Below are 25,231 nucleotides of genomic sequence, written 5' to 3'. Positions count from 1 at the left end.
CGGTGGCTGACGCATACATAAGCGCGCGTCAGCCACCGTAAACCGTAAACTATAAACCGTAAACCGTTATTGAATCAACTCCTTGATTTTCTTGTTCAAATCTTCACCCCGTAAATTCCGGGCCACGATTTTGCCGGTTGGGTCTACCAGGAGGTTGGCAGGAACGCTGTTGATGCCGTACTGCTGCGCCACTTCATTTTTCCAGCCTTTCAGATCACTCACGTGCGACCAGGTCAATTTGTCTTTTCGAATGGCATTCAGCCAGTTCTGGCGGTTGTTGTCGAGCGAAACCGAAAAAATCGTGAAGTTTTTATCCTTAAACGCCTGATAGGTGGCCACCAGATTGGGGTTTTCTTCCCGGCAGGGGCCACACCAGCTTGCCCAGAAGTCGACCAGAACGTATTTGCCTTTGAAGGAAGAGAGTTTGATCACCTGGCCCAGCGTGTCGGTTTGCGCAAATTCCGGGGCCACCTTGCCAATGTTCAGTCGGCTCATGACGTCGATCTGCTGCCGGAAATATTTCGCTTGGGCGGTTTTTCCAATTTCCTTCGATTCCATGATCGTCAGCAGGCTATCAGCTCCGACCAGATCCCCCAAACTCATCAGCACACTGAGGACATTGACGCCGACAGCGGACGACGAATAGGTTGAAATGATGTTTTTAACCCGCACCAGTTCCTGCGCAACGGCTTGCTCGCGATCTTTGATGGCGGCTTTCATCGCATTGACATCATTGACCGCCCGGGCATTGGTGTACTTCAGTTCGGCGCGTTTGTAGCGGTTGCCAATGGCAGTGTCCATCATCATTTGCTGGATTTTCTGCCGGATATTTTCTTCCTTCGAGCCGCTTATGTTGACGGCCCAAAGTGAATCGGCATTTCCGGTGATGGTGATGGGGGAGTTTTCCAGAAAAAAGTATTGCGGGCTGGTTTTGCCCGCAACACTGAGGCTGAAAAATGTGGCCTCATCCAGTTTGCCCTTGAAAGCGAATTGCCCTTTGGCATTTGCCGTGGTGGTGTCGGATTGCTGCCTGGTTTTGTAAAAAGAATTTTCGGTCAGAATGATTTTTCGATTGGCGGCATTTTTTAATGTTCCGGTGATCGTATAACCGCCTGATAAAGGCTGCTGTGCCGGTTTTCTGTCAGACTTCGACTGGCCAAAACCGTCAATAAAAAAGAGCCACAAAATCAAACTAGCGAACAGGAATTTCATGATTCAGGTGTTTTTAAGCGAACGACGATGACCAAAGGGGCCATGTGTATACGTCGTCACCGTAAAATTTATGTTAATATGTTACTTATGCGGAAAAATTACCTTTTAAAATAGATTGGCTTGATCCCAAAACAAAAGGGGGGGCGTTGATAGTTCATGTTGAAATAACCTCTGCATCAAGGTGATTAACCCTAGGTGTAGGGCTAATAAATTCAAAAATAAGAAAAGAAACCATCTCCATCGGTATGAACAAAACATTTTCCAACCTCGTACTCTTCGGTACCCTGTTTGTATTTTCTGCCTGCTCCCGCAATCCGGTAACCGGAAAACGGGAATTGTCGTTAATGTCGACCGAGCAGGAAATTGCTATCGGCAAGGAATCGCACCCCTCGGTGGTTTCCACGATGGGACTTTACGACGATAAAAAATTGACCGATTTCATCAACCTGAAAGGGAAGGAGATGGCCAAAATTTCGCACCGGCCTGACTTGCCCTATCAATTCTACATCGTCGATTCGCCGGTCGTCAACGCCTTTGCCGTACCGGGCGGATACGTATACTTCACGCGGGGCATTATGGCTCACTTCAACAATGAAGCGGAGTTTGCCGGGGTGTTGGGGCATGAAATCGGACACATCACGGCCCGTCATTCGGCCCGGCAGCAGGCCACTCAGATGTTGGGAACCATTGGCATGATTGGCGGGGCCATTCTGGTGCCGCAACTGGGCCAGAATCTGGAAGCACTGCAACAGGGATTGGGCCTGTTTTTGATGAAATACAGCCGCGACCACGAGTCGGAATCGGACAAAATTGGCGTGGAATATTCGAGCAAAATTGGATATGATGCCAACCAGATGGCCAATTTTTTCAGTACCATCAAACGCATCTCCGACAATTCGGGGCAGCAGGTGCCCGATTTTATGTCGACGCACCCCGATCCGGCGGACCGCAACCGGAAAGTGAAGGAAATGGCAACGGCTTATCAGGCCCAGAATAAAGCAACCTACCAGGTGGAGCGCGAACGGTATTTGCGGATGATCGACGGTATTCTCTACGGGGAAGATCCTAAACAGGGTTTTGTCGAGAACGACATGTTCTACCATCCGGAGTTGCGGTTTCAGTTTCCGGTCCCCAGAGGCTGGCAGCACCAGAATTCGCCGGCCCAATTCCAGATGGCCCCCAAAGACGGAAAATCGGCCATGATTCTGATGCTGGCCAAAGGGAATTCGCTGGAAGAAGCCTCCCAGACGCTGGTGAAAGAACTGGGTCTGAAAGTCCTCGAAAGCAACCGCACCACCATCAACGGAAACCCCGCTTACGTGCTGATTTCACAGCAACAACCGCAGCAGCAACAGGGACAGCCTCAGCAGCAGCAGGATCCGAAAACGGCCCTGCAAATTGGTACCTGGCTGATTCAATACAACAACGCCGTTTATGCCCTGCACGGCCTGTCGGCGGCCGGTAATTTTGAAAGTGCATATCGTTCTTTTCGGCCGGTGGCCGAAAACTTCCGGGCTTTGACCGATCAGGAAAAGATCAACCGCAAGCCCGAACGGGTGCAGATTCGGACGGTTTCCCGCGAAGGCTCGTTTCGCGAAGTGATGGGGACGCTGGGAATGCCGGCCAATCGCGTCGAAGAACTGGGCGTTCTCAACAGCCTGCGTCCCGACGATAAGGTGGCACGGGGAACCCTCGTCAAAATTATCGGACGTTAACGCTACCACTTCCGTCTGATGACCCTGTTCCCAAAACGGAATGTAGAGTCATCAGACGGAAGTTCTGCCTTCGCTATAAATTGATTAAAAAGCATTGTTTGAATAAAAAATATAGTGGAATAGTTATATTTGACTGGTTAAAATTTTATATATTTTTACTATAAACTTTTCAAGAACTGCTTGTTATTCTGTGAATTAGTAAATACTTTTACAATACATACTACACCGGCATTGAGGCTGCCATATTCTATTTATCCAAAATTGAGCCTCCTGTCAGCATTTCCGGGACAAAACCGGCTGACCTACTTCCTCAAAGCATACGAAGCCAGTACCCGGAAGCGATAGATGACCCCAATTGGTTTTGGGTTTGATCGTCAGCCGAACCACTTCTCACCAACTTTCATCAGCATGAAACGATTTTCAGTTCTATATCTATTCAAAAAGCAGTACCACCACATTCTCTGTGAAACCCACGCTGAAGCCGACACAGAACTCCGGAAACTGTTCACGAAGAAAAAGAAAATTCCCGTTGGCATATACGACGATAAAACCGAGCTTTTTTACTGGGAGCCCGTCCGGCAACAAAAATTTGACCGATTGACGGTACAGGAGCAGGGCAAGGTGGGGAATGAGATGATTTCCATTGTCCAGAACCTGCGCAGCCGGGACGATCACTGGGTGCCTAATGAGACCCAGTTACAATCCGATATTCTTCAGCGTCCTCTTTTTCTGATTCATGATTGATTGGGCCCACCTTACTGGTGTGGTAGAACGTCGTTGCCGGGCCATTGGAGGAGAACCCCTGCCAGGTTTTCAAAACCTGGCAGGGGTAACGAGGTGATGGGGCACATGAAAAATCGGTGGTTTTCCGAACTCCTTGATGGGGCTGTTGGTTAAAAAAGCATACAATCGTAAAGCATCATGCCAAACTTATTCAGTCCGTTAACCATCCGAAGTGTTCAATTCAAAAACCGGATTGCGGTTTCGCCCATGTGTCAATATTCCAGTGAAGACGGGTTTGCCAACGACTGGCACCTCGTTCACCTGGGCAGCCGGGCCGTGGGTGGGGCGGGTTTGGTGATGACGGAAGCCACGGCGGTTTCGCCGGAAGGCCGGATTTCGCCCGACGATCTGGGCATCTGGAAAGACGAGCATCTGGTCAATCTGAAACGCATTGCGGCTTTCATTGAAGCCCACGGTGCGGTACCGGCCATGCAATTGGCGCACGCCGGGCGAAAAGCGAGCCATCACCGGCCTTGGGACGGCGGCAAGTTTATTGCTCCGGATGCCGAGCGCGGCTGGCAAACCGTAGCGCCCAGCCCGATTCCTTTTATTCCGGCCGAGCCGGTTCCGCTCGAATTGACAACCGAAGCCATTGAGAAAATACTCGCCGATTTTGTGGCCGCGAGCCGCCGGGCGCTGGAGGCCGGTTTCAAAGTCATCGAGCTTCATGCCGCCCACGGCTATCTGGTACACGAATTTCTGTCGCCCCTCAGTAACCACCGGACGGATCACTACGGCGGTTCGTTCGAAAACCGCATCCGGTTTTTGCTCGAACTGATCGAACGGGTTCAGACGGTTTGGCCGGAAGACTACCCCTTGTTTGTCCGGATTTCGGCTACCGACTGGACCGAAGGCGGCTGGACGCCCGACGATTCGGTGGCCTTGTCGACGGTTTTAAAAGACAAAGGCGTCGACCTGATCGACTGCTCGACGGGTGGCAACGTCGCGGGGGCTAAAATTCCGCTCAGCCCCGGCTATCAGGTTCCCTTCGCCGAGAAGGTCAAAAAGGAAAGTGGGATTCTGACGGGTGCAGTAGGCTTAATCACCACGCCCGAACAGGCCAATGAGATCGTGGAGAGCGGTCAGGCGGATCTGGTGTTGCTGGCTCGTGAATTCCTGCGCGACCCCTATTTCCCACTTCATGCCGCCCAAAAACTGGGGGCTGAAATCGCGTGGCCACCCCAATACGTACGAGCGAAGTAAACGCCGGTTTGGCGTCACCCTGACAGCGGTCGAAGTCCCTGTCAACGGTGACGGCAAACCGGCCGACGCAAGAAATTTTACAACGACTCCCGCAGCAACGCTTCCAGATCGAGCGGTCGCGTATACATTTCCAGCGAACCGTCGGGTTTCTGGGGCCACGCGTCGCGCGGACGATCCCAGTACAATTCAACGCCGTTCTGGTCGGGGTCATTCAGGTAAATGGCTTCCGATACGCCGTGGTCCGAGGCTCCGGTAATGGCGTAGTTAGCTTCGACTAAACGCCGTAACGCGACGGACAAATCCCGGCGGGTCGGGTAGAGAATGGCGGTATGAAACAGGCCCGCACTGCGGACCGGGGCCGGTGGGCCATCTTTGCTGTACCAGGTGTTTAAACCGATGTGGTGATGGTAGCCGCCCGCAGAAATAAAAGCCGCATCTTTTCCGTAGGTCGTCACAAGCGTAAAGCCCAGCAGATCGCAGTAAAAACCCAGGGCGCGTTCCAGGTTGGCAACTTTCAGGTGAACGTGTCCGATGCGGGTTTGATCGGGAATGGTATAAGCCATGTCAGTGGGGTAAAGAAGTCCGTTAATGATCCGGTTTTGGATACGTGAGCAACACGCGAACCGTTACAAAAAGTTGCCCGACGTGCCGCTGCGTATGTTCGGCGGAATGAAACAACAGGCCCAGAACCGTGGAGGGAAGTTGCGCCCGGCCAATGCCCCGAAAATCGGTCAGCGTCTGTTCGTCGGTGCCTGCCAGTTGCTGAAGCGCCTGATCGACCTGGCTGTTAAACCGGCTGATTAAATCCAAAACCGGATTTTCGGACTCGAACGACTTGCCCTCTGCAGCTAGCCACGCGCGCTGTTCGGGTGACAAACCCTCGTTTCGGGCGTAGGTAAAGAGCCGGTCCAGCACACCCGTCAGGTGCTGCAAATGAAATCCGACCGACGCCACACCGGCCGGTTTTTGCCACAGATAGCGGCTCGGAAAATCTTTCATCAGCGCATCGACTTCTTCCCGCGCCTGCAACAGGGCGTGGGCAACGGGTTGCAACAGGGAAGGAACACCGGCGACGGGACCACGTTGCCAGACTTCAGGCTTTGGAGTTGACATTCTTGCTTGTTGAGTATGTGTGGATGGATTATACTTATTTTACTGCGGCCAGAACCCGTTTGAATAACGCATCGGGATTGCCGTTGTGCCACCGCCAGACGATCACCAGATCATGTTCCGGGTCGATCCAGATGAGGTTGGAACCGACCCCAATGGCGGCAAAACTCGTTGCCGGGGCGTTGGGCCAGGCCTTCTTTTCGGTGTTTAGCCACCACAAATAGCCGTAATCCTGACCCGTCGGCCCCTTTTTGACCGATTCTTTAAACCAGTTGGCCGAAACCAGTTGCCGATCTTTCCAGCGACCATTTCGTAATGCCAGATACCCCAGCCGGGCTTCGTCGCGGGTGTTGATCCAGAGACCACCGCCCCAGCGCGTTCCGCCACTGACCGACGACATCATTTTTCCGTCTACTTTCACCCGCGCGTTCGGATAGCCCACATACTGCCAGGTGTTCGACGCGCCAATCGGGTCCATGATTTCGTCTTTCAAGACATTGGGCAACGGTTTTTTCCACAATCGCAGCAGCGAAAGCGCCAGCCGGTTCACGCGGACGTCGTTGTATTCGTAGAACGTGCCAGGCTCCTGCAAGGTTCGCGGTTTTCGCTCTCCGCGCCCGTAAGCAGCCGTCCCGACAAAATCGTGTTTCTTCCCCCATAACTCGCCTTCCCACTCGCTGGTTTGCCGGAGGTGGTGTTCCCAGGTCACTTTGCGGTTTTGCTCCGAGTCATACCCGCCATCCTGAATGGAATTTGCTACCGGATCATGAACATCCTTGATCAGACCCCGGTCGATGGTCAAGCCCAGAATGATGGAAAGTACACTTTTGGCTACACTATAGGTCGGATCAGGCCGTCCGGTTTCGCCCCATTCCGCTACAATATAACCGTGTTTGAGAATCAAACCGTTGGTTTGGGCGCGATCCGAGGGAATGGGACCCAGCAGGGTGCCGAATATTTCTTCCTGGGTCGAAAAATCGCGCGGCATTTGCTTCGTTTCCTGCTCTTGGGCGAAAATTACGGCCTGCTGCAACAAGGCCGCATCCAGGCCCACCTGCTCCGGTTTTCGACGTTCCCACGCATCGCCGGGAGCCGGGTAATAGACGGTAGATTGATTAACTGATTGTTGAGCAGGGCGTTGGCAGGTGGAAAATACCAGTAGAACGGCAAAAGCGGAAAGGGTGTGACGAATCATAGCGTTTGGACTAACCGGCCCGATGGGAATGAGGGGCTAAAAGGACGGTTCGTTTAGCAATGTAAGCGAATCAAAGGAAAAGAAGAAGAGCCGGGCGGGGGCAAATCGGCCTCAACATCCGCATGGAATTTGCTTTAATGCCTGAAATAGTGTTATATTGACCAAAATCTACACTTAACCATTAGTTTTTTAGCTTGAAATTCTCAGACTTTGGCTTCGATGATCGTTTGATGGAAGGTATCGACGCCATGAATTACGATACGCCCACACTTGTACAGGAACAAGTTATCCCTCTTATATTGGCTGGTAAAGATCTCATTGTCTCGGCCCAAACCGGCACGGGCAAAACCGCATCTTACCTGCTTCCTATTCTTCACAAAATAACGTCGGCCGGTCCCGACGACCAGATCAAGGCCCTTGTCATTGTGCCTACCCGCGAACTGGCGATTCAGATTGCCCAGAACCTGGAAGGCTTTTCCTATTTCACCTCGGTCAGCTCGATTGCCGTCTATGGCGGGGGCGACGGGGCTTCCTACAGCACGGAGCGGCAGGCCCTGGCGGGTGGTGCCGACATTGTGATTTGCACGCCGGGCCGGATGATCAGTCACCTGAACATGGGCTATGCCAAAATCGATCAGTTGCAATACCTGATTCTGGATGAAGCTGACCGGATGCTGGACATGGGTTTCCACGGCGATATTGTGAAAATCATTTCGTTTTTGCCCGCCAAACGGCAGAGCTTGCTATTGTCGGCCACGATGCCGCCCAAGATTCGGGAACTGGCGCGGAAAATCCTGCACAATCCCGAAGAAATTACGCTGGCCCTGTCAAAACCCCCGGCCAAGATCGTTCAGGAGGCTTTTGTGGTTTACCAGAAACAGAAAATTGCGCTGGTCAAATACTTGCTGAAAGAGCATAATTTCCCCTCGGTTCTGATATTCTGTTCCCGAAAAGAAAATGTCAAACAACTGGCCCGCGAACTGAAACAGGCGGGTTTTGCCGCCGAAGCGATTCACTCCGACCTCGAACAGAATGAACGTGAGCAGGTTTTGCTGGCCTACCGAAGCCGGAAACTGAAAATTCTGGTGGCAACGGATATTCTGTCGCGTGGGATCGACATCGACAACATCGACCTCGTCATCAACTACGACGTTCCGCACGACGGCGAAGATTACGTTCACCGGATTGGCCGCACGGCCCGCGCCGAAACTACCGGGATAGCCTACACGTTTATCAGCGAAACCGAACAACGGAAATTCGCGGCTATTGAACGGCTACTGGGTGTTCCGGTAACCAAGGTCCCGTTGCCCGCGCATCTGGGTGAAACGCTGGAATACAACCCGTCGAAAAGTGCCGCTTTTCCCCCGCGTAAAAAACGGCCCGGTCCCCGAAAAGGGCCATCCAACCGCCCGAAAGGGGGTGGAGGCCGGTCAGAACGACCGGCCTGACAGAGTCTATCTTAGGTAAACAGGAATCGAATTCCTGTTTTTTTTATGCCCATTCAAATTTAGGACTTTCGTCTGATCATTCTTTGCACTTTCGCTTTTGCCCTTAAATCCCCTAAAGGGGACTTTTTACATCTGGAGTTTGCTGAGTCCAAGTCCCCTTTAGGGGATTTAGGGGCAAAAAGCGAAAATTCTAAAATTAAAAATCCCTTATTTTTTTTCAAAAACGGCTTTCCGGCACTGGATTATTTCCAGTATAAATTTTATCTTTCCATAAACGTAAAAAATACATTTATTATTTATATTTGCCCACCAAAGCCTGATCGATCGTTGAAAGGCTACCTCAACATCCCATTCGCCAATGATTTCTTTTGACCATTTAGAAGTCTGGTTCGTTACCGGCAGCCAGCATTTGTACGGTGAAGACACCCTCAAAAAGGTCGCGGAGCATTCCCGGACCATCGTCGATGCCTTCAACCAGTCGTCGGTCACTCCAGTCAAAATAGTTTTCAAAACCGTACTGACCGGCCCGGATGAAATCTATAAATTGTGTCTGGAAGCTAACACTGCACCCAACTGCATTGGCTTGATGACGTGGATGCACACGTTTTCGCCCGCAAAAATGTGGATCAACGGCTTGAAGATTTTGCGGAAACCGCTGCTGCATCTGCACACCCAGTTCAACCGTGACATTCCCTGGGAAACCATCGACATGGATTTCATGAACCTCAACCAGTCGGCGCATGGCGACCGGGAATTTGGCTTCATCAACGCCCGCTTGCGCCTGGAGCGCAAGGTGGTTGTCGGACATTGGGAAGACGCCGAAGTGCAGGAACGCATCAACGTCTGGGCACGGGTGGCCGCCGGTTGGCACGATTTGCAGGGTGCCCGGTTTGCCCGGTTTGGTGATAACATGCGCGAAGTGGCCGTCACGGAAGGGGATAAGGTGGAAGCCCAGATCAAGTTTGGCTATGCGGTCTACGGCTACGGGATTGGTGATCTGGTCGCGTATGTCAACCAGGTAACCGACCAGGAAATCAATACATTAGTAAGCGAATATGAACAACGGTACCAAATTGTTGCCGAACTACAAAAAGCCGGGTTACGCCACGATTCGTTGCGCGATGCTGCCAAAATCGAAATTGGCTTACGCGGTTTTCTGGACGATCATCAAATCAAAGGATTCACGGATACCTTCGAAGACCTGCACGGCCTGAATCAACTGCCTGGAATTGCCGTACAACGGCTGATGGCCGATGGCTACAGTTTCGGGGGCGAGGGCGACTGGAAAACGGCGGCACTAGGCCGGGCCATTAAAGTGATGGGAGCGGGGCTTCCAGGCGGCAGTTCGTTCATGGAAGATTACACCTACCACCTGTCTCCCAATGGTCAGCGGGTGTTGGGGGCGCACATGCTCGAAATCGATGAATCGATTGCCGACGGAAAACCGTCCTGCGAAATTCATCCCCTGTCGATTGGCGGGAAAGCTGATCCGGTTCGGCTGGTGTTCAATGTGGCACCCGGCGCGGCCATCAACGCGTCGGTGGTCGATATGGGAAACCGGTTTCGATTGATTGTCAATGAAGTGGACGTTGTCCCGACGGAAAAACCATTGCCGAAACTGCCGGTCGCCCGTGTGTTGTGGGATGCCAAACCCAACCTGAAAACGGCCGCAGCCGCCTGGATTCTGGCCGGGGGCGCACACCACACGGTTTTTAGCAAAGCGATTTCCTCCGAATACATGGAAGATTTCGCCGAAATCGCCGGTGTCGAATACCTCCTGATCAACGAAGAAACCCGCATCCACGCCTTCAAACAGGAACTGCGCTGGAACGAAGCATACTATCACTTAAGGAGTTAAGAGTGATGAGTTAAGAGTGTATGCGTCAGCCAACTCTTAACTCTTAATTCTTAACTCTTAATTCTTAACTCATAACTCTTTATGGCTTATGTAATTGGGGTCGATTTTGGAACGGACTCGGTGCGGGCGGTTCTGGTGGATGCTGAAACCGGCGACGAATTGGCTTCCGGTGTTCATGAATACGTTCGGTGGAAAACCGGTGCCTATTGTGACCCCGCGCGTTCGCAGTTCCGGCAACACCCGCTCGATTATCTGGAAGGATTGGAACAATCGGTTCGGAGCGCGCTAAGTGCGGTGTCGGCGGAGGTGATTGCCGACATCCGGGGAATTTCGGTCGATACGACGGGGTCGACACCCGGCCCGGTCGATGAAAACGGGACGCCTTTGGCCATGCTTCCCCAGTTTGCCGACAATCCGAACGGTATGTTCATTCTCTGGAAAGACCACACGGCCAACCAGGAAGCGGAAGGAATCAACCAGTTGGCGCACCGCTGGGATACGGATTTTACGAAATACGTGGGCGGAATCTATTCCTCCGAGTGGTTTTGGTCGAAAATCCTGCGCACACTGCGGGTCGATGAATCCATCCGACCGGCGGCTTTTTCCTGGATCGAACATTGCGACTGGATCTCGGCGGTTTTGACCGGCAACACCAACCCACTGACGCTCAAACGAAGCCGTACAGCGGCTGGCCATAAAGCCCTCTGGCACGCCGAGTTCGACGGATTGCCGTCCGAAGAATTTCTAACCACGCTCGATCCGCTGCTGGCGGGACTGCGCGACCGTCTCTTTCGCCACACCTACACGTCCGACGAGCCGATGGGTACGATTTCGGCGGAATGGGCACAAAAGCTGGGCGTTCCGACTACGGTTATCATTGGTGTCGGCGGTTTTGATGCGCATATGGGAGCGGTTGGGGCCAATATTGAGTCCTACGCCTTGGTGAAAGTGATTGGAACTTCCACCTGTGACATGCTCATGGCGCCTTCCGAAGACGTCGGCCATTTGCTGATTCGCGGCATTTGTGGACAGGTCGACGGCTCCATCGTGCCGGGTATGCTCGGGATGGAAGCGGGACAGTCGGCGTTTGGCGACCTCTACGCCTGGTTTACGCGGCTCATTCTGGAACCGGTCGCCGGTTTATTGAAGCAACAAGGACAGGCGAGTTTGATTCCGTCGCTGCAAACCGCACTGCTTCCGTACTTAGCCGAACAGGCCAGCCAATTGCCCGTCAACGAAACCGACATCGTCTCCCTCGACTGGCTGAACGGCCGACGGACGCCCGATGCCAATCACACGCTGAAAGGCGCTATTTCCGGGTTAAATCTGGGCAGCGGTGCCGCGCACGTTTTCAAATCGCTGGTCGAAGCCACAGCCTATGGCGCACGCCGGATTGCCGAACGGTTTGTGGAAGAAGGCGTTCCGATTCAGCAGGTCATTGCCATTGGCGGGGTGGCCCGGAAGTCGGCCTTCGTCATGCAAACACTGGCGGACGTCATGAACGTACCCATCAAAGTGGCCGAATCCGACCAGTGCTGCGCCCGGGGAGCCGCCGTATGTGCCGCTGTGGCCGCTGGTATTTACCCGACATTCGCCGATGCCCAAAAAGCGATGGCTTCCGCTTTCGATGCGGTGTATACGCCCCGTCCCGAACGGGCCTCCGTGTATGATGTGCTTTACGAGCGGTATTTGAGTTTGGGCGGATTTATTGAGAAAAAAATGCCCCCAACCCCCTGAAGGGGGCTTAAAAAGAATTGTCCTAAGTCCCCTTTAGGGGGTTGGGGGCAAAAACGATGTGCTATGAGCTTATACCAATCCCTGAAAGAAGCGGTTTACGAAGCCAATATGGAAATTCCGCAGCAGAAACTGGCGATTTACACCTTCGGCAATGTCAGCGGAATTGACCGGTCTGCGGGCGTCATTGGCATCAAACCGAGCGGTATTCCGTACGACGAACTGACGCCTGATGACATTGTTATCGTGGATCTGGACAACCAGTTGGTGGAAGGAAAAATGCGGCCCTCGTCCGATACCAAAACACACACCTTGCTCTATCGCCATTTCGAAACCATCGGCGGTATTTGCCACACGCATTCGGCGTATGCGGTCGCCTGGGCGCAGGCCATGCGCGAAATTCCGAACCTGGGCACCACCCACGCCGACCATCTGGTGGCTTCCATTCCAGTGACGGAGGTGATGTCCGACGCGATGATTCAGGGCGATTACGAACACGAAACCGGCAACCAAATCCTGAATGTTTTTCGGGAACAAAACCTCTCGGCCAGCGAAGTCGAGATGGTGCTGGTCGCCTGTCATGGGCCGTTTGCCTGGGGAAAAAATCCGGCGAAAGCCGTTTACAACGCGACGGTTCTGGAAGAACTTGCCAAAATGGCCTACCTCACGCTGACCATTAACCCCGATACGCCCCGCATCAAGCAAAGCCTGATTGACAAACACTATTTCCGGAAACACGGCAAAGACGCCTATTACGGACAGTAAACCCAGACCGCAATCATGACCCTCGGACTCGAATCGGTTGACTATTTCATTTTTCTCATCTACTTCGTCATCGTCGCGGTGTACGGCTACTGGGTATACACCCACAAAGGCAAGCAAACCGCCGACTCCAAGGACTTCTTTCTGGCCGAAGGCTCCCTGACCTGGTGGGCCATCGGCGCGTCGATTATTGCTTCCAACATCTCGGCGGAACAGTTTATCGGCATGAGTGGGCAGGCGTTTCAACTCGGTCTGGCGATTTCGGTGTATGAGCTGGTCGGCGGTTTTTCGCTCATCATCATTGCGGTGTATTTTCTGCCGATGTACATCAAAAACAAGATTTACACCATGCCGCAGTTTCTGCAAAAACGCTACGACGGGCGGCTGGCAACGATCATGGCGGTTTTCTGGCTGCTTCTGTACATCCTCGTCAACCTGACGTCCATCATTTACCTGGGGGCTTTGAGTCTGGAAAAAATGACCGGTTTCGGGTTCATGACCTGCGCCGTTTTTCTGACGGTTTTTGCGGTTTTCATCACGCTGGGCGGCATGAAAGTGATTGGCTATACGGACGTCATTCAGGTCGTTTGTCTGGTTGTGGGCGGTTTGGCCACCACCTATTTGGCCCTCGATCTGCTGTCTGACCGGGTTGGAACCGGCGCGGGTATTTTTGAAGGACTGGGCCTGATTCGCGAAAAAGCCGATCATCATCTGCACATGATTTTCAGCAAGGGACAGTACCAGGTTCATGACGGGAAAGGCGGTTTTACCGATGCCTACACCCAACTGCCCGGATTGATGATGTTTGTGATTGGCGGACAATGGATCGTCAATTTTAATTACTTTGGTTGTAATCAATACATTACGCAACGCGCTTTGGGAGCCGATCTCAACACGGCCCGTAACGGCCTGCTGTTTGCTTCGTTTCTTAAAATCCTGATGCCCCTGATTGTGGTACTGCCCGGTTTGGCCGCTTATGTATTGTTTCAGGAAAACGCCGAACCGGCGATTGTTCGGGGCATTACCGAAGGCGGTATTGTGAAGCCGGATAATTCCTACCCGGTTTTACTCAATCTGTTGCCGGTGGGTCTGAAAGGGCTGGCGTTTGCAGCTTTGACGGCAGCCATTGTCGCGTCATTGGCCGGGAAAGCCAACAGCATCGCGACGATTTACATGCTCGATATTCACCGTAAGTTTTTCAACACCAACCTGTCTGAGAGACAAACCGTTTGGCGGGGGCGCATTGCCATCGTTGTTTCGTTCCTTATTGCCTTGGTAATCAGTCCGTTTCTGAAGAATTTCGGGCAGGGTTTCGAATACATCCAGGAGTACACCGGTTTCATTTCGCCGGGGATTCTGGCTATTTTTCTGCTCGGTTTTTTCTGGAAAAAAGCCACCTCCAACGGGGCGCTGGCGGCTGCCTTGCTGAGCATTCCGCTGTCGGCTTACCTGAAATTCAATGCAACCGACATTCCATTCCTGAACCGGATGGGGCTGGTTTTCTGGGCGTGTGTCGCCTTGCAGGTCGTGATCAGTCTGGTCGAATCGAAAGGCAACGATTCGCCGAAAGCCTTTGCCGTGGAAGCCAGTTGGTTCCGGGTTTCAAGATCCTTTTTGATTGGTGCTGCGGTTATTACCGGACTGGTGATCGTGGTATTTTCGATATTTTATTGAAATTACGTACCCATGGTCGGGTGTTCGATGCCGCTTTAGTCCGTGTTTTAGTTAATCTTGCAGGGAGTTAATTAAAAATACACGGACTCAGCCAAGTGGGCTGTTCGATGGAGGTACAGAATATGGAGATCGTATACGACCAGCACGAAAAACACTTTGTGGCCCTGGATTGCATTATTTTTGGATTCGATCAGCAGGAACTGCAACTGTTGCTGATCAAGCGAGGATTTGAACCCGAACAGGGCAACTGGTCGCTGATGGGCGGTTTTTTGAAAAATGACGAAAGCATCGACGAAGGCGCCGAACGGATTCTGGAAACCCTGACGGGTTTGACCGGCGTTTACATGGAGCAACTGTATGCCTACGGCGAAGTCCGGCGCGACCCGGTGGCCCGTACCCTCTCGATAGCCTATTACGCCCTGATTCGCACCGACCAGTATAACAAAGACCTCGCCGATTCCCACAATGCCAGGTGGTTCCCGGTTTCTCAACGACCGGATTTGATTTTCGATCACAACGACATGGTAGAGAAAGCCCTGGCCCGGCTTCGGCGTCGGGCACGCACCCAACCGATTGGCTTTGAGTTGCTTCCTGAAAAATTTACCATTCCCCAGTTGCGCAGTCTCTACGAAGCCATCAACAACCAGCCGCTCGATCATCGGAACTTCAGCAAACGACTCAATTCGATGGAGTGGCTGGTGAGACTGAACGAAAAAGATAAAGCTTCTTCCCGAAAAGGCGCATTTTATTACCAATTCGATCAGGATCTGTACCAGAAGCTGGTGCAAGAAGGCAGTAGTTTTGACTTGAAGTAAGCGTTTACGGTTTACGGTTTTCCGTTTACGGTGGCTGACGCGTTCATCTCAATAGATTGGCCACCGTAAACCGTAAACTGAAAACCGTAAACTATTTTGTATCTTTCCTGCTAAACCTTTGACCCATGGATCAGCGCATTATCAACCTATTTGACGAATACACCCACGTACCGCTGAAGCGGGATGTTTTTCTGTCACGATTGGCCAAACTGACCGGCGGTATGACCGCAGCTCTGGCGGTTTTATCGACCCTGGAAGTCAATTATGCCCAGGCGCAAACCGTGGCGGGTCAGGACGACCGGATCATCACCGAACGCGTCACCTATCCGGGTTCCGACACCACCATGAAAGGCTATCTGGCCCGTCCGAAAGCGAATGGGAAATACGGCTCGGTGGTCGTCATTCACGAAAACCGGGGTCTGAATCCGCACATTGAGGACGTCACCCGTCGACTCGCGCTAGCCGGTTTTCTAGCCATGGCCCCCGATGCGCTCTCAGCCGCCGGAGGAACGCCCACCGACGAAACGCAGATGCGGGAGTTGTTTGGGAAACTGGATGCGGAAAAAACGAAGCAGAACTTCCTGAAAGGCCTGGATTACCTGAAAAGCCGCCCCGACAGCAATGGCAAACTCGGTTGTGTCGGTTTTTGCTGGGGTGGGGCCATGTCAAACCAGTTGGCGGTTAATTACCCCGATCTGAAAGCCGCTGTTCCTTTCTACGGTCGCCAGCCCGACGTCGCTGATGTTCCGAAAATCAAAGCGACGGTTCAATTGCATTATGGCGGGATGGATGAACGGGTAAATGCGGGCATTCCGGCCTACGAGGAAGCCCTGAAGAAAGCGAATGTGCCGTATCAGTTGTATGTCTACGAAGGGGCACAACACGCCTTTCACAACGATACCGCCGGGCCGCGCTATAACGAAGCGGCTGCCAAACTCGCCTGGGGGCGCACCATTGCGCTTTTTAAGGAGAAACTGGGTTAAAATATGAATTATAAATGTAAAATGATGAACGCTCAATGTAAAAGTATGTAGCCTTGTGCTATTTACTTTTACATTGAGCGTTCACCATTTTACATTTATAATTTTTTAAATAATCCCTTCAAATCCGCATCGCCTTCAATTCCTGAACGGCAAAGTTCGCTGCGCGGGCCGAAAGCGCCATGTAGGTCAGCGACGGATTGACGCAGGCCGATGAGGTCATGCAGGCCCCGTCGGTAACGAAGACGTTTTTGACCGCGTGAATCTGGTTATTGCCATTGAGCACCGAGGTTTTGGGGTCCCGGCCCATGCGGGCGGTTCCCATTTCATGGACGGCCTGGCCGATGACCGAACCCCGGTCGTAGGTTTTTACATTGATCAACCCGGCTTTTTCGAGCATTTCCTGCGCATCGTTGAGCATATCGACCCGCATTTTCTTTTCATTTTCGCCAATTTCCGCATCAAAGACCAGCATCGGCATTCCCCATTGATCCAGTTTGCTTTTATCCAGATACATTCGGTTTTTGTATTCGGGCAGTTGCTCGCCAAACCCGATCAGGCCCATGTTCCAAAGCCCCGGTTTAGTGAGTTCTTCCTTCAACGATGCCCCGAAAGCCAGTTCGGCCACCTGATGCTGCCAGCCCTGCCGACCCCCACCGCCCTGGTATCCAAAACCGCGCAGGTAGTCGCGCTTGTCTGACCCGATGTTGCGGTAGCGGGGAATGTAAATGCCGTTGGCCCGTCGTCCGTAATAATACCGATCCTGTCCGCCTTCCCACTGCCCATTGGCCCCGATCAGGAAGTGGTGGTCCATTAGATTGTGGCCCAGTTGCCCTGAATCATTGCCCAGGCCGTTCGGAAACCGGTCAGAAACCGAGTTCATGAGCAGGGCCGTGGAGGCCATGGCGCTGGCACATACAAAGATAATTTTCGCAAAATACTCCTGGCTTTCCAGCGTCTGCGCGTCTTTTACCCGAACGCCTGAGGCCCGTTGTTTTTGGGCATCGTAGATCACCTCCGTCACCACCGAATTGGGGCGGAGGGTGAGTCGGCCCGTTTTGACGGCGGGGGGGAGTGTGCAGGATTGGGTGCTGAAATAAGCGCCATACGGACACCCCCGAATGCACTGGTTTCGGTATTGACAGGGCGACCGGCCATTGTCGACGTGGACTTTTTGGGCTTCCGACAAATTGGCGGTCCGTCCGATGGTCATCACCCGGCCCGGATAGTTTTTCTCGATGCTTTTCCGAACCTCTTTTTCGACCAGAAACATATCCATCGGAGCGATGAACTCACTGTCGGGAAGTTGGGGTAATCCCAGTTTTTCGCCCGAGATCCCGGCAAATTTCTCCACGTAGGAATACCAGGGAGCGATGTCTTTGTAGCGGATTGGCCAGTCGACGCCGATGCCTTCTTTGGCATTGGCTTCAAAGTCAATGTCACTGAACCGGTACGACTGCCGCCCCCACATAATGGATTTGCCGCCCACGATGTCCGGGCGCAACCAGCGAAACGGTTTTTCCTGCCGGTAGGATGCGTCGGCGCCGGGCATCCAGTAGGTCGGAACGGCTTTCGCGGCATCCGGCGGGGCCTGCGGATATTTCTGAGCCAGATCGCCCAGCCGGGTTGCTTCCGGCATTTCCCAGGGTGCTTTCAGGGCTTCGGTATAGCCCGTAACGTGTTCGAGCGGACGTCCCCGCTCCAGCATCAGGACCCGCAATCCTTTCTCTGTCAATTCCTTGGCGGCCCAGCCACCACTGACGCCCGACCCAATCACAATGGCGTCGTAGGTTTGTGCTTTTATTGCATCGATGTTGAGATTCATAGTAGTTTACTGATAGGCAGCAATTTGTTCGTTTACAAGGCCCAAACCTTCTGACCCGGTTTCAAAGGGACGTCGCCCTGGAACCGGCCCGGTACAGGGAGGTAGGCCAGGGTTTTGGTTGCTCCGGTTTCCGAGGTAAAGTAGCCGACGATGGTGAGCTCGCGAAGGATGAGGAAAAAGGGCTTTTCGCGCTGGGTTAGCTGTTTGACAATCTCCGTTCGTTCCGGGCTGCCGAGTTGTGAAAACGGTTTTTGGAAAGCCGTAAGACTCAGGGCGTCGGTTTGTTGGAGTCCATGTAGAAACAAATCCTGCTGGGCTGGAGCCGTACAATGGCCGATGACATGTCCAATGAACTGATGAACTCCCGCGGCTTTCGCGCCGGGTGTATCCGTGGTTGGAAGGATGATGTCTGCCAGATCGGCCACGAGTTTTTGCTGGGCATCCGAAAAGATCAGGGGAACCCCGGCGGTGGGTTCGCCCCGGAGGGCGGCCTGAACCGGAAGTGATAAGGTGGCCCCTACCAGTAGAGCCAGTCGTTGCAAAGCCTCCCGGCGAGGCATGAAAGGAGTAGACATTACTTGGATCAATTTAATAGAGAGTTGGTAAAAAGCAAGATTGGAGCTACTATGGGGGGAAAGCGGGGAATGCTTCCGGTTTACTCACCGGGGTTCAAAAGAAGGGGTAAAACGGACGGGGAATCCGTTTTACGGAGCCGTCAGGCCATATTGGGGCAGTTGCCGATGTCAGGACTGCGGAGCCATCAGCGGCAGCGCTACGGTAAAATAGGAACTGTCGGAGGTGACAATCGGGTCGCTTTGGGCCAGTAGGCGGTATTTGGCTAAAATGTTGGAAAGCCCCACCTGGTTGGAAGCCACCCGCCCGGTTTTCCGCTGGAGGTTGTTCCGGACCACCAGTCGACCGACCTGCGTGGTTTTGATCTCGATCAACAGCGGTTTGCTGGCGTGGATCACGTTGTGTTTGACGGCGTTTTCAACCAGCATCTGTAACGTCAATGGAGGAAGCTGGTATGCGAGAAATGGCTCGGCAATCACTATTTCCAGGCGAATACCGGCACCATAGCGGGTTTTAAGCAAATGAAAATACGACTGGATGAAGGTCATTTCGGTTTCCAGGGTAGTCAGTTCACCTTCGTTTGTCTGGAGCAGATACCGGTACACCTTCGACATTTCATCGACAAACTCCTCGGCCCGGTCAGGTTCGTCGGCAATCAGCGACGACAGCGAATTGAGGCTGTTGAACAAAAAGTGCGGATTGACCTGACTTTTCAGGCTCTCGTACTGACTTTGCAGATTGATCTTCTTCAACTGCTCCTTTTCCAGCGTATTCTCGCGCCATTTATTCAGTGAATAAACGCTTTCATCGATACCGACCGACACCAGATTGGCCACCAGATTGAGCAGCAGGATCTGTCCGGTGGCCGCCGGATTGTGGTGATACCCAAACAAGTGAAACGTTTCATAAATGAAAATACCCCCCAGAACGAAGCAGGGTGTTACGAGCACAAACACCAGCAGCAAACGCCAGACCCGCTGCCAGGTCTCGCCCAGGTTCGGATACCGCTGAATCACCCACTGGGTCAACTGGTCGAGGGTGAACAAACAGAGGCTGCCAATGGTCAGGTTCAGGAGGGTGGCCGATAGAAAAGTCCCCAGGTGAGCGAGATAGCGATCACCTACCACCCAGTAGGAAATAAGCGGGATGAACCACGGAAACAGCAGCAAAAAGTGCCACTGGCTCTGTTTCCGAAGACGCGGAAAATGACGAAACAAGCTGAAAATAAATGACTTCATAAACCGACCGTGTTCATCTTAATCTACTGATTTTGAATGAACGGAACCCGAAGATAGTGCGTAAATTGGTTGATTGGCTGTCTGAATTGCGAAAAAAACGGGATGAATTGCGAAGGATTTTGTAGACATCAGGGAGCGTTGTGGGGGGGCGTAAAACGCAGGAGAGGCAGCGATACTTCAAAATGCGTTCCGGTTTCTTCTACCCGGATCTCTTCCAGACCCAATTGCCGGTATTTAGCCATCAGGGTAGCCAGCCTGGCCTGCGAAAGATCCATTTTAACCGATTTTCGCTGGAGCGTATTCCGAACCAGCAGCCGTCCATTTGGGGCCATTTCGATGTGGATCTTCAGCGGTTTCGTGACGCTCATGACGTTGTGTTTAATTGCGTTGTCGATCAAAAGCTGGAGTGTCAGCGGAGGAAGCTGGGTGTCGGGTAAAGTCGGATCGGTCGGCAGAGCGATGCCCAGGGCAGGGCCGTAGCGGGTTTGCAATAGGGCCGAATAGTGTCCCACAAAGTCCAGTTCGGTTTGTAAACTGACCAGTTCGTGGGTGTTGGCCTGAAGCAAATACCGGTACACCTTCGAGAGTTGGTCGACAAATTGCTCAGCCTGTTTCTGGTCTTCCCCAATCAGCGACGACAGCGAGGTAAGGCTATTGAAGAGAAAATGCGGATTGATTTTCATCTTCAGCGAGTCGAGCTGGTGTTGAAGGGTGGCCTGCCGAAGCAGCTCGTTTTCGGTCTGGTCGCGGTGCCACTGGTTGTAGGTGTAAAAAACATTCAGTGCCACACAGAAGCAGAGATCGAAAATGAGCCCCAAAACTAGAATGGGGCGGATGGCATCCCACGTAAACGAGACATTCAGGAGGGGGAAGAGGCTGTAGATGAACACATCCAAAACCGCCAATCCGACGGTGATCAGGCCCACAACCGCCAGCATCACCAGGGTTCGGTGCGTGGCCCGGAGTACGTCGGGATACCGGCGAATGACTCCGCGAACGGCCAGCGTGAGGGTGATGACCGAAAACCAGTAGAGCCCGAAAACCACCGAAGTTCCCAACAAAAAGATCCGTACATCGCTGAAATAGCGGGGGCCAACGAAATAATAATTGCCGACAGGAAACAACACCGGCATCATCAGGATGTGGTACCAAAGCTCCCAGCGGGAGAAAAAAGGTGTCAATCGGCGGGAAGACCTTTGAATCATTCGAAAAAGCCGTCGGGGCTACCGTTTTTGCTGATTTTCGCTTAAAGGTACGGTTTTTTACAGGACGCTTCAATTCGGAGAAAAAGCGAACGGATTTCTGATTTGATCAGATTCGAATGGAACGTTGACTTTTTTTTTCAAATTTGGGGCATCTTTGCGGCAACCTTTTTTGCCATTAGCATTTTCCCCATGACTTTCCAAACCCAGACTGCCATCGTAACGGGCGCAGGCATCGGCATCGGTTTTGCCATTGCCCGCCAGCTTGCCCGCCAGGGTGCCTCCGTTTTACTTAACGACCTCGATGAGGTAGCGGCTCAACAGGCAGCCGACCGCATTCAGCAGGAAGGCGGCCGCTGTTTGGCCTATCCCGGCGATGCTTCCGACGTCGCCTTCATTCAGGGCATGGTCGATCAAGCGGTTGCTGAATTCGGCAAACTGACCATCGTCGTTGCCAATGCCGGCATTACCATCTTTGGTGATTTCTTCGATTACCAGCCCGAAGCCTTTCAAAAAGTGGTCGATCTGAACCTGCGGGGCAGTTTTTTCCTAACCCAAAGGGCTGCCCGTCAGATGCGGAGCCAGAACGAAGGAGGCAGTATTTTGCTGATGTCGTCCGTTACGGGCCATCAGGCGCATCCGGGGCTGGCCGCCTACAGCATGACCAAAGCCGCGCTGGAGATGCTGGCCAAAAACCTCGTGCTGGATCTGTCGCCCTGCGGAATCAACATCAATGCCGTGGCACCGGGCGCGACCCAAACTGAGCGAACGCTCGATGACCCGACCTATGTGCCGATCTGGTCGCGGATTACGCCGATGGGCCGACCCGCCACCGTCGACGATATTGCCAATGCCGCTCTGTTCCTGGTTTCACCGCAATCGCGTCACATCACGGGCCAGAGCCTGGTGGTCGATGGCGGCTGGACGGCGGTGAGTCCGCCACCGGTTGAATGATCGCTTTGCTCCCAACCCCCTGAAAGGGGCTTAAATCCGCCGATTTTTAAGCCCCCTTCAGGGGGGTAGGGCGAGCGATCATTTATTTCCGGCCCAGGGTAATCAACACCACACCCGATAAAATTACCAGGGCGGCCAGGATGGAATACGCGTTCAGGGTTTCGCCGGCGAAGGCCCAACCCAGCAGCATGGCCACCACCGGATTGACGTAGGCATAGGTCGAAACCAATTGCGGAGGGGCGTTCCGGGCCAGCCACGCAAAGGATGAAAAACCGATGATGGAGCCAAAAATGATGAGGTAAACCAGTGATCCAATGGCTTTTACCGGCGCATACTCAATGCTCGTCAGCGTAACGTTCTCCGTAATCATGCTACACAGAAACAGCACCAGACCGCCCACCAGCATCTGGATGGCACTGGAAATCAGTTGGGAAGGAAGCGAAAGCCGGGAAGAAAGCAGCGTGCCGACTGCCCACGAAACGTTCGCCACCATGATCAGGGCAACGCCTATCCAGGTATTACCCGTCGACGCCATTCCGGAACCGGAGGGCTGAACCAGTAGCGAAACCCCCATCAGCCCGAGCACCAGACCCGCCAGCGATAAGTTGGTGGGCCGGATGTGGCCGAACCCCACCCAGTTAAACAGAATAATGAAAAGCGGAACCAGCGCGGCCAGCAGCGCGGCAATGCTCGACGGCACGTATTGCAGCGCAACCGACATGCTGCCGTTGGCAATCGTGAGCAGCAAGACCCCAATAATTCCCGCCGACAGCCATTGCTTTGGAGCCGGAACGGGGGTGCCGGTAAGCCGGGCGTACAGAAATAAAATCAGCCCTGCCGTACTGAGCCGCAAAGATGCCATATACAGGGGCGGCATCTTCTCGGTCATGAAATGAACAAAAAGGTAGGTCGACCCCCATAAAACATACACGGAGATCAGGGCCATCCAAAGCGTCAGACGCGGAGGCTGTACTTTATTAACGTAAACCGGATTCATCACTCACTTTTCTCTTGGTTATTTTTACAACACCAAAGAAATAGAAATATTTCCAGAGATGAACCGCAAATTTTTTTAATGGAAGTGATTAGTTTTAATAATAGTCAGAATGAAAATGGGCGTAACGAATGGTTTAGTTGTCGTTTTCGGTCGTACACAGCGATAAAGGGACTTTTTCAACAACGGTAAACTGGACGCTGTTGCTGAGGACCTGGCGGTACCGGTATATGTATAGGGTAAACATGGCGTCGAAGAGGGTTGGATCGTCAGTGGTTTTCAAACGCCGGAGCAATTCAGTTACGTAGACGGTATCGTTCATCATTTCCTGGATTTAAAGAGAGAAATAGGGGAGTTTTAATCGTTTACGGCTGACTCAAACCAGTTCTTTAACGAAGGATGTTGTTGTAGCAAATCATCGAACGTGTGATCTGTCTGTAAATTAACGGTTTTTAATGTATTGATGTGTGCGTTAAATCGGCTTATGGAATCAACGGGTTCATTGGAAATGCGGTGCGTGGAAGGCGGTAAATCCTGAATCAGTCGGGCCAGGGTCATGACCAGAGTCGCTTTTAACCCTGCTAGTTTGGTCAATGCTTCTTCCGGGATGAGCAGGCGGTCGGTTTGGCTGAGTGCGTGGTTTAGAAAGTGATAATTGTGGTAGATTTCGTCAGCCGCCTGACCCCATTCGGGCAGCAGGTTGTTAAAATGAAGCAGTGGATTAGGGCTTTGATAAGTACTCATTCAGTGAACGGAGTTTTGGTTGGTAACAGGTAGCGAAGCAGCGGGAATTCCTTTGTGCCGCTTCGTCACCCATTTAGATGTCACATCCTCCAAAAAGTAACACGCATTTCAGTGGCCTTTTTAAATAAAATTCCGGGGTCGGCCCGTCATCCGGAAGGAGTGTACTCAGTGTCTGGAAATTAGGACGCCCCGCCCAAAAGGCAAACACGGTATTTCGTTCGGTCTACCATACATTGACCATCGTTTTTACCGGTTCGCTTCCTTCGGAAAACCGTTCAGCCAAAGAATATAATGCCCTTCCACCGAAAACGCCGGAAGCTTGTGGCTTCCGGCGTTTTCAATTCGGATATGCTTATGAATTACAGGTCGGCAGCAGCCTTCCGGATTTCGTCTTTTGTCTTCCCGGTTTTTTGCTGGAGTTTGCCCCACATTTCGTCTTCCTTGCCTTCTGCATACGTCAGATCGTCGTCGGTCAAATCGCCGTAGGCTTGTTTGATCTTGCCTTTCAACTCATTCCATCCGCCTTTAAGGGTTGTCTCGTTCATGATTGATAATCGTTATAACGTGAGTGATCTAGTAAATGATTCTTGCGAATCATAGGGTATAAACCGGCGACAGGCGGGAAATGTTTGAGGTTTTGGCGCAAAAAAAAACCGCACCATCACCGGCATCGTTAGTTTACGCGGGTCCAGGTCTGGGTTTTGCCCAGCAAAGAGATTCCGACATATCCCCGTACATCGAGCGTATTGGGGTTTTTTAATGTCATTTTGCAACTGTACTCTTTTCCGTCTTCGGGGTTGTAGATATGACCATCTTCCCAGACCTTGCCGCCATCGTGTACAAAGCCCTGCATCACATCCAGCCCCATGAGTGGCCGGGAACGCAGCGTTGCCTGGCTGTTTTTTAGGTCGGTTTTGGGCTTTCCGGTCGAGGGATTGTTGGGTTCACGCAGCCACACCAGTTTCCCGTAGTACTGATTGCCTTTTTTGTAAATCTGGATCTGCCCCTGTTTGGTGCCGTTGAGCCAGGTGCCTACCACCGCATCCGGATGAAACTGGGGCGTAAATGCGGTTAGCGAGTGGGCGAGCAGGAGAAGGGGAACGAGAAAAGAAAACGACTTCATTCGATTTTTAAGATGTTGATGGAAACGTTGACCTGTGTACTGATTAAAACGTAAAAATAATTAAAAATGTGTGTTGCCGGATTACGCTG

At 52.6% G+C, this 25,231-nt stretch carries 24 protein-coding genes; 11 read left to right on the top strand and 13 right to left on the bottom strand.

Features of this window, described 5'->3' with window-relative positions; translation table 11 throughout:
- Positions 1-66 precede the first annotated feature (66 nt).
- A complete protein-coding gene (locus ACS5NO_RS20200; protein WP_439416810.1) occupies positions 67-1,212 on the bottom strand; it encodes a redoxin domain-containing protein in 1,146 nt (381 codons plus the stop codon).
- A gap of 245 nt (positions 1,213-1,457) precedes the next feature.
- Between ACS5NO_RS20200 and ACS5NO_RS20195 the strand changes: the two genes are divergently transcribed.
- The 3 genes from ACS5NO_RS20195 to ACS5NO_RS20185 all read left to right on the top strand — a co-directional run bounded on the left by ACS5NO_RS20195 (position 1,458) and on the right by ACS5NO_RS20185 (position 4,913).
- The gene (locus tag ACS5NO_RS20195; protein ID WP_439416809.1) at positions 1,458-2,927 is read left to right on the top strand and encodes a M48 family metalloprotease; all 1,470 of its coding nucleotides are present in this window, start codon (positions 1,458-1,460) and stop codon (positions 2,925-2,927) included.
- Positions 2,928-3,335: 408 nt separating this feature from the next.
- Positions 3,336-3,671 (top strand): hypothetical protein, encoded by a 336-nt coding sequence (locus ACS5NO_RS20190; RefSeq protein WP_439416808.1) that lies wholly within the window; start codon positions 3,336-3,338, stop codon positions 3,669-3,671.
- Between the two features lie 177 nt (positions 3,672-3,848).
- A complete protein-coding gene (locus ACS5NO_RS20185; protein ID WP_439416807.1) occupies positions 3,849-4,913 on the top strand; it encodes an NADH:flavin oxidoreductase/NADH oxidase in 1,065 nt (354 codons plus the stop codon).
- Between the two features lie 77 nt (positions 4,914-4,990).
- On the opposite strand, the gene ACS5NO_RS20180 is transcribed toward ACS5NO_RS20185, so the two are convergent.
- From ACS5NO_RS20180 to ACS5NO_RS20170, 3 genes are read right to left on the bottom strand one after another with little or no spacing between them, the layout of a single operon-like run.
- Positions 4,991-5,476 (bottom strand): VOC family protein, encoded by a 486-nt coding sequence (locus ACS5NO_RS20180; protein WP_439416806.1) that lies wholly within the window; start codon positions 5,474-5,476, stop codon positions 4,991-4,993.
- Between the two features lie 22 nt (positions 5,477-5,498).
- Complete coding sequence (locus ACS5NO_RS20175; RefSeq protein ID WP_439416805.1) at positions 5,499-6,026, bottom strand: DinB family protein; 528 nt, start codon at positions 6,024-6,026, stop codon at positions 5,499-5,501.
- A gap of 34 nt (positions 6,027-6,060) precedes the next feature.
- Positions 6,061-7,218, bottom strand: a complete 1,158-nt coding sequence (locus tag ACS5NO_RS20170; RefSeq protein WP_439416804.1) for a serine hydrolase domain-containing protein — start codon at positions 7,216-7,218, stop codon at positions 6,061-6,063.
- Between the two features lie 194 nt (positions 7,219-7,412).
- Here ACS5NO_RS20170 and ACS5NO_RS20165 point away from each other — a divergent pair, with 194 nt between their 5' ends.
- The 7 genes from ACS5NO_RS20165 to ACS5NO_RS20135 all read left to right on the top strand — a co-directional run bounded on the left by ACS5NO_RS20165 (position 7,413) and on the right by ACS5NO_RS20135 (position 16,492).
- Positions 7,413-8,666 carry a DEAD/DEAH box helicase gene (locus tag ACS5NO_RS20165; RefSeq protein WP_114409460.1) on the top strand — a complete coding sequence of 418 codons (1,254 nt, stop codon included), beginning with the start codon at positions 7,413-7,415 and terminating at the stop codon, positions 8,664-8,666.
- Positions 8,667-9,024: 358 nt separating this feature from the next.
- Entirely contained in the window at positions 9,025-10,524 is a 1,500-nt protein-coding gene (araA, locus tag ACS5NO_RS20160; protein WP_439416803.1) for an L-arabinose isomerase, read from the top strand.
- Between the two features lie 81 nt (positions 10,525-10,605).
- Entirely contained in the window at positions 10,606-12,261 is a 1,656-nt protein-coding gene (locus tag ACS5NO_RS20155; protein WP_439416802.1) for a ribulokinase, read from the top strand.
- Between the two features lie 63 nt (positions 12,262-12,324).
- Positions 12,325-13,023 (top strand): L-ribulose-5-phosphate 4-epimerase, encoded by a 699-nt coding sequence (locus ACS5NO_RS20150; protein WP_439416801.1) that lies wholly within the window; start codon positions 12,325-12,327, stop codon positions 13,021-13,023.
- 15 nt (positions 13,024-13,038) lie between these two features.
- Complete coding sequence (locus tag ACS5NO_RS20145) at positions 13,039-14,694, top strand: sodium/sugar symporter (protein WP_439416800.1); 1,656 nt, start codon at positions 13,039-13,041, stop codon at positions 14,692-14,694.
- Between the two features lie 122 nt (positions 14,695-14,816).
- Positions 14,817-15,509: an NUDIX hydrolase gene (locus ACS5NO_RS20140; protein WP_439416799.1), complete on the top strand. Its 693-nt coding sequence runs from the start codon at positions 14,817-14,819 to the stop codon at positions 15,507-15,509.
- Between the two features lie 125 nt (positions 15,510-15,634).
- Positions 15,635-16,492, top strand: coding sequence for a dienelactone hydrolase family protein (locus ACS5NO_RS20135; protein WP_138991579.1), 858 nt, complete (start codon positions 15,635-15,637; stop codon positions 16,490-16,492).
- 118 nt (positions 16,493-16,610) lie between these two features.
- On the opposite strand, the gene ACS5NO_RS20130 is transcribed toward ACS5NO_RS20135, so the two are convergent.
- The 4 genes from ACS5NO_RS20130 to ACS5NO_RS20115 all read right to left on the bottom strand — a co-directional run bounded on the left by ACS5NO_RS20130 (position 16,611) and on the right by ACS5NO_RS20115 (position 21,330).
- Complete coding sequence (locus tag ACS5NO_RS20130) at positions 16,611-18,314, bottom strand: GMC oxidoreductase (RefSeq protein WP_439416798.1); 1,704 nt, start codon at positions 18,312-18,314, stop codon at positions 16,611-16,613.
- A 32-nt stretch (positions 18,315-18,346) separates the two neighbouring features.
- Positions 18,347-18,889, bottom strand: a complete 543-nt coding sequence (locus tag ACS5NO_RS20125) for a gluconate 2-dehydrogenase subunit 3 family protein (RefSeq protein WP_439416797.1) — start codon at positions 18,887-18,889, stop codon at positions 18,347-18,349.
- A 168-nt stretch (positions 18,890-19,057) separates the two neighbouring features.
- A complete protein-coding gene (locus tag ACS5NO_RS20120) occupies positions 19,058-20,125 on the bottom strand; it encodes a sensor histidine kinase (RefSeq protein ID WP_439416796.1) in 1,068 nt (355 codons plus the stop codon).
- 128 nt (positions 20,126-20,253) lie between these two features.
- A complete protein-coding gene (locus ACS5NO_RS20115; RefSeq protein WP_439416795.1) occupies positions 20,254-21,330 on the bottom strand; it encodes a sensor histidine kinase in 1,077 nt (358 codons plus the stop codon).
- A 189-nt stretch (positions 21,331-21,519) separates the two neighbouring features.
- Between ACS5NO_RS20115 and ACS5NO_RS20110 the strand changes: the two genes are divergently transcribed.
- Positions 21,520-22,281, top strand: a complete 762-nt coding sequence (locus ACS5NO_RS20110) for an SDR family NAD(P)-dependent oxidoreductase (protein WP_439416794.1) — start codon at positions 21,520-21,522, stop codon at positions 22,279-22,281.
- Positions 22,282-22,363: 82 nt separating this feature from the next.
- Here the strand turns inward: ACS5NO_RS20110 and ACS5NO_RS20105 are convergent, their stop codons facing one another.
- From ACS5NO_RS20105 to ACS5NO_RS20085, 5 genes are all read right to left on the bottom strand, one after another.
- Positions 22,364-23,278 (bottom strand): EamA family transporter, encoded by a 915-nt coding sequence (locus ACS5NO_RS20105; RefSeq protein WP_439416793.1) that lies wholly within the window; start codon positions 23,276-23,278, stop codon positions 22,364-22,366.
- Between the two features lie 133 nt (positions 23,279-23,411).
- Positions 23,412-23,597: a hypothetical protein gene (locus tag ACS5NO_RS20100; protein ID WP_439416792.1), complete on the bottom strand. Its 186-nt coding sequence runs from the start codon at positions 23,595-23,597 to the stop codon at positions 23,412-23,414.
- 35 nt (positions 23,598-23,632) lie between these two features.
- A complete protein-coding gene (locus ACS5NO_RS20095) occupies positions 23,633-24,019 on the bottom strand; it encodes a hypothetical protein (protein ID WP_439416791.1) in 387 nt (128 codons plus the stop codon).
- Between the two features lie 359 nt (positions 24,020-24,378).
- The gene (locus tag ACS5NO_RS20090; protein WP_114408876.1) at positions 24,379-24,564 is read right to left on the bottom strand and encodes a CsbD family protein; all 186 of its coding nucleotides are present in this window, start codon (positions 24,562-24,564) and stop codon (positions 24,379-24,381) included.
- A 128-nt stretch (positions 24,565-24,692) separates the two neighbouring features.
- Positions 24,693-25,142: a DUF2147 domain-containing protein gene (locus tag ACS5NO_RS20085; protein ID WP_439416790.1), complete on the bottom strand. Its 450-nt coding sequence runs from the start codon at positions 25,140-25,142 to the stop codon at positions 24,693-24,695.
- Positions 25,143-25,231: the final 89 nt, after the last annotated feature.

The sequence above is a fragment of the Larkinella fluvii genome, from assembly GCF_051857545.1.
Classification (GTDB): Bacteria; Bacteroidota; Bacteroidia; order Cytophagales; family Spirosomataceae; genus Larkinella.
The sequence above is the reverse complement of the archived record's forward strand: the minus strand, read 5'-3'. Positions and strand labels throughout refer to the sequence as shown.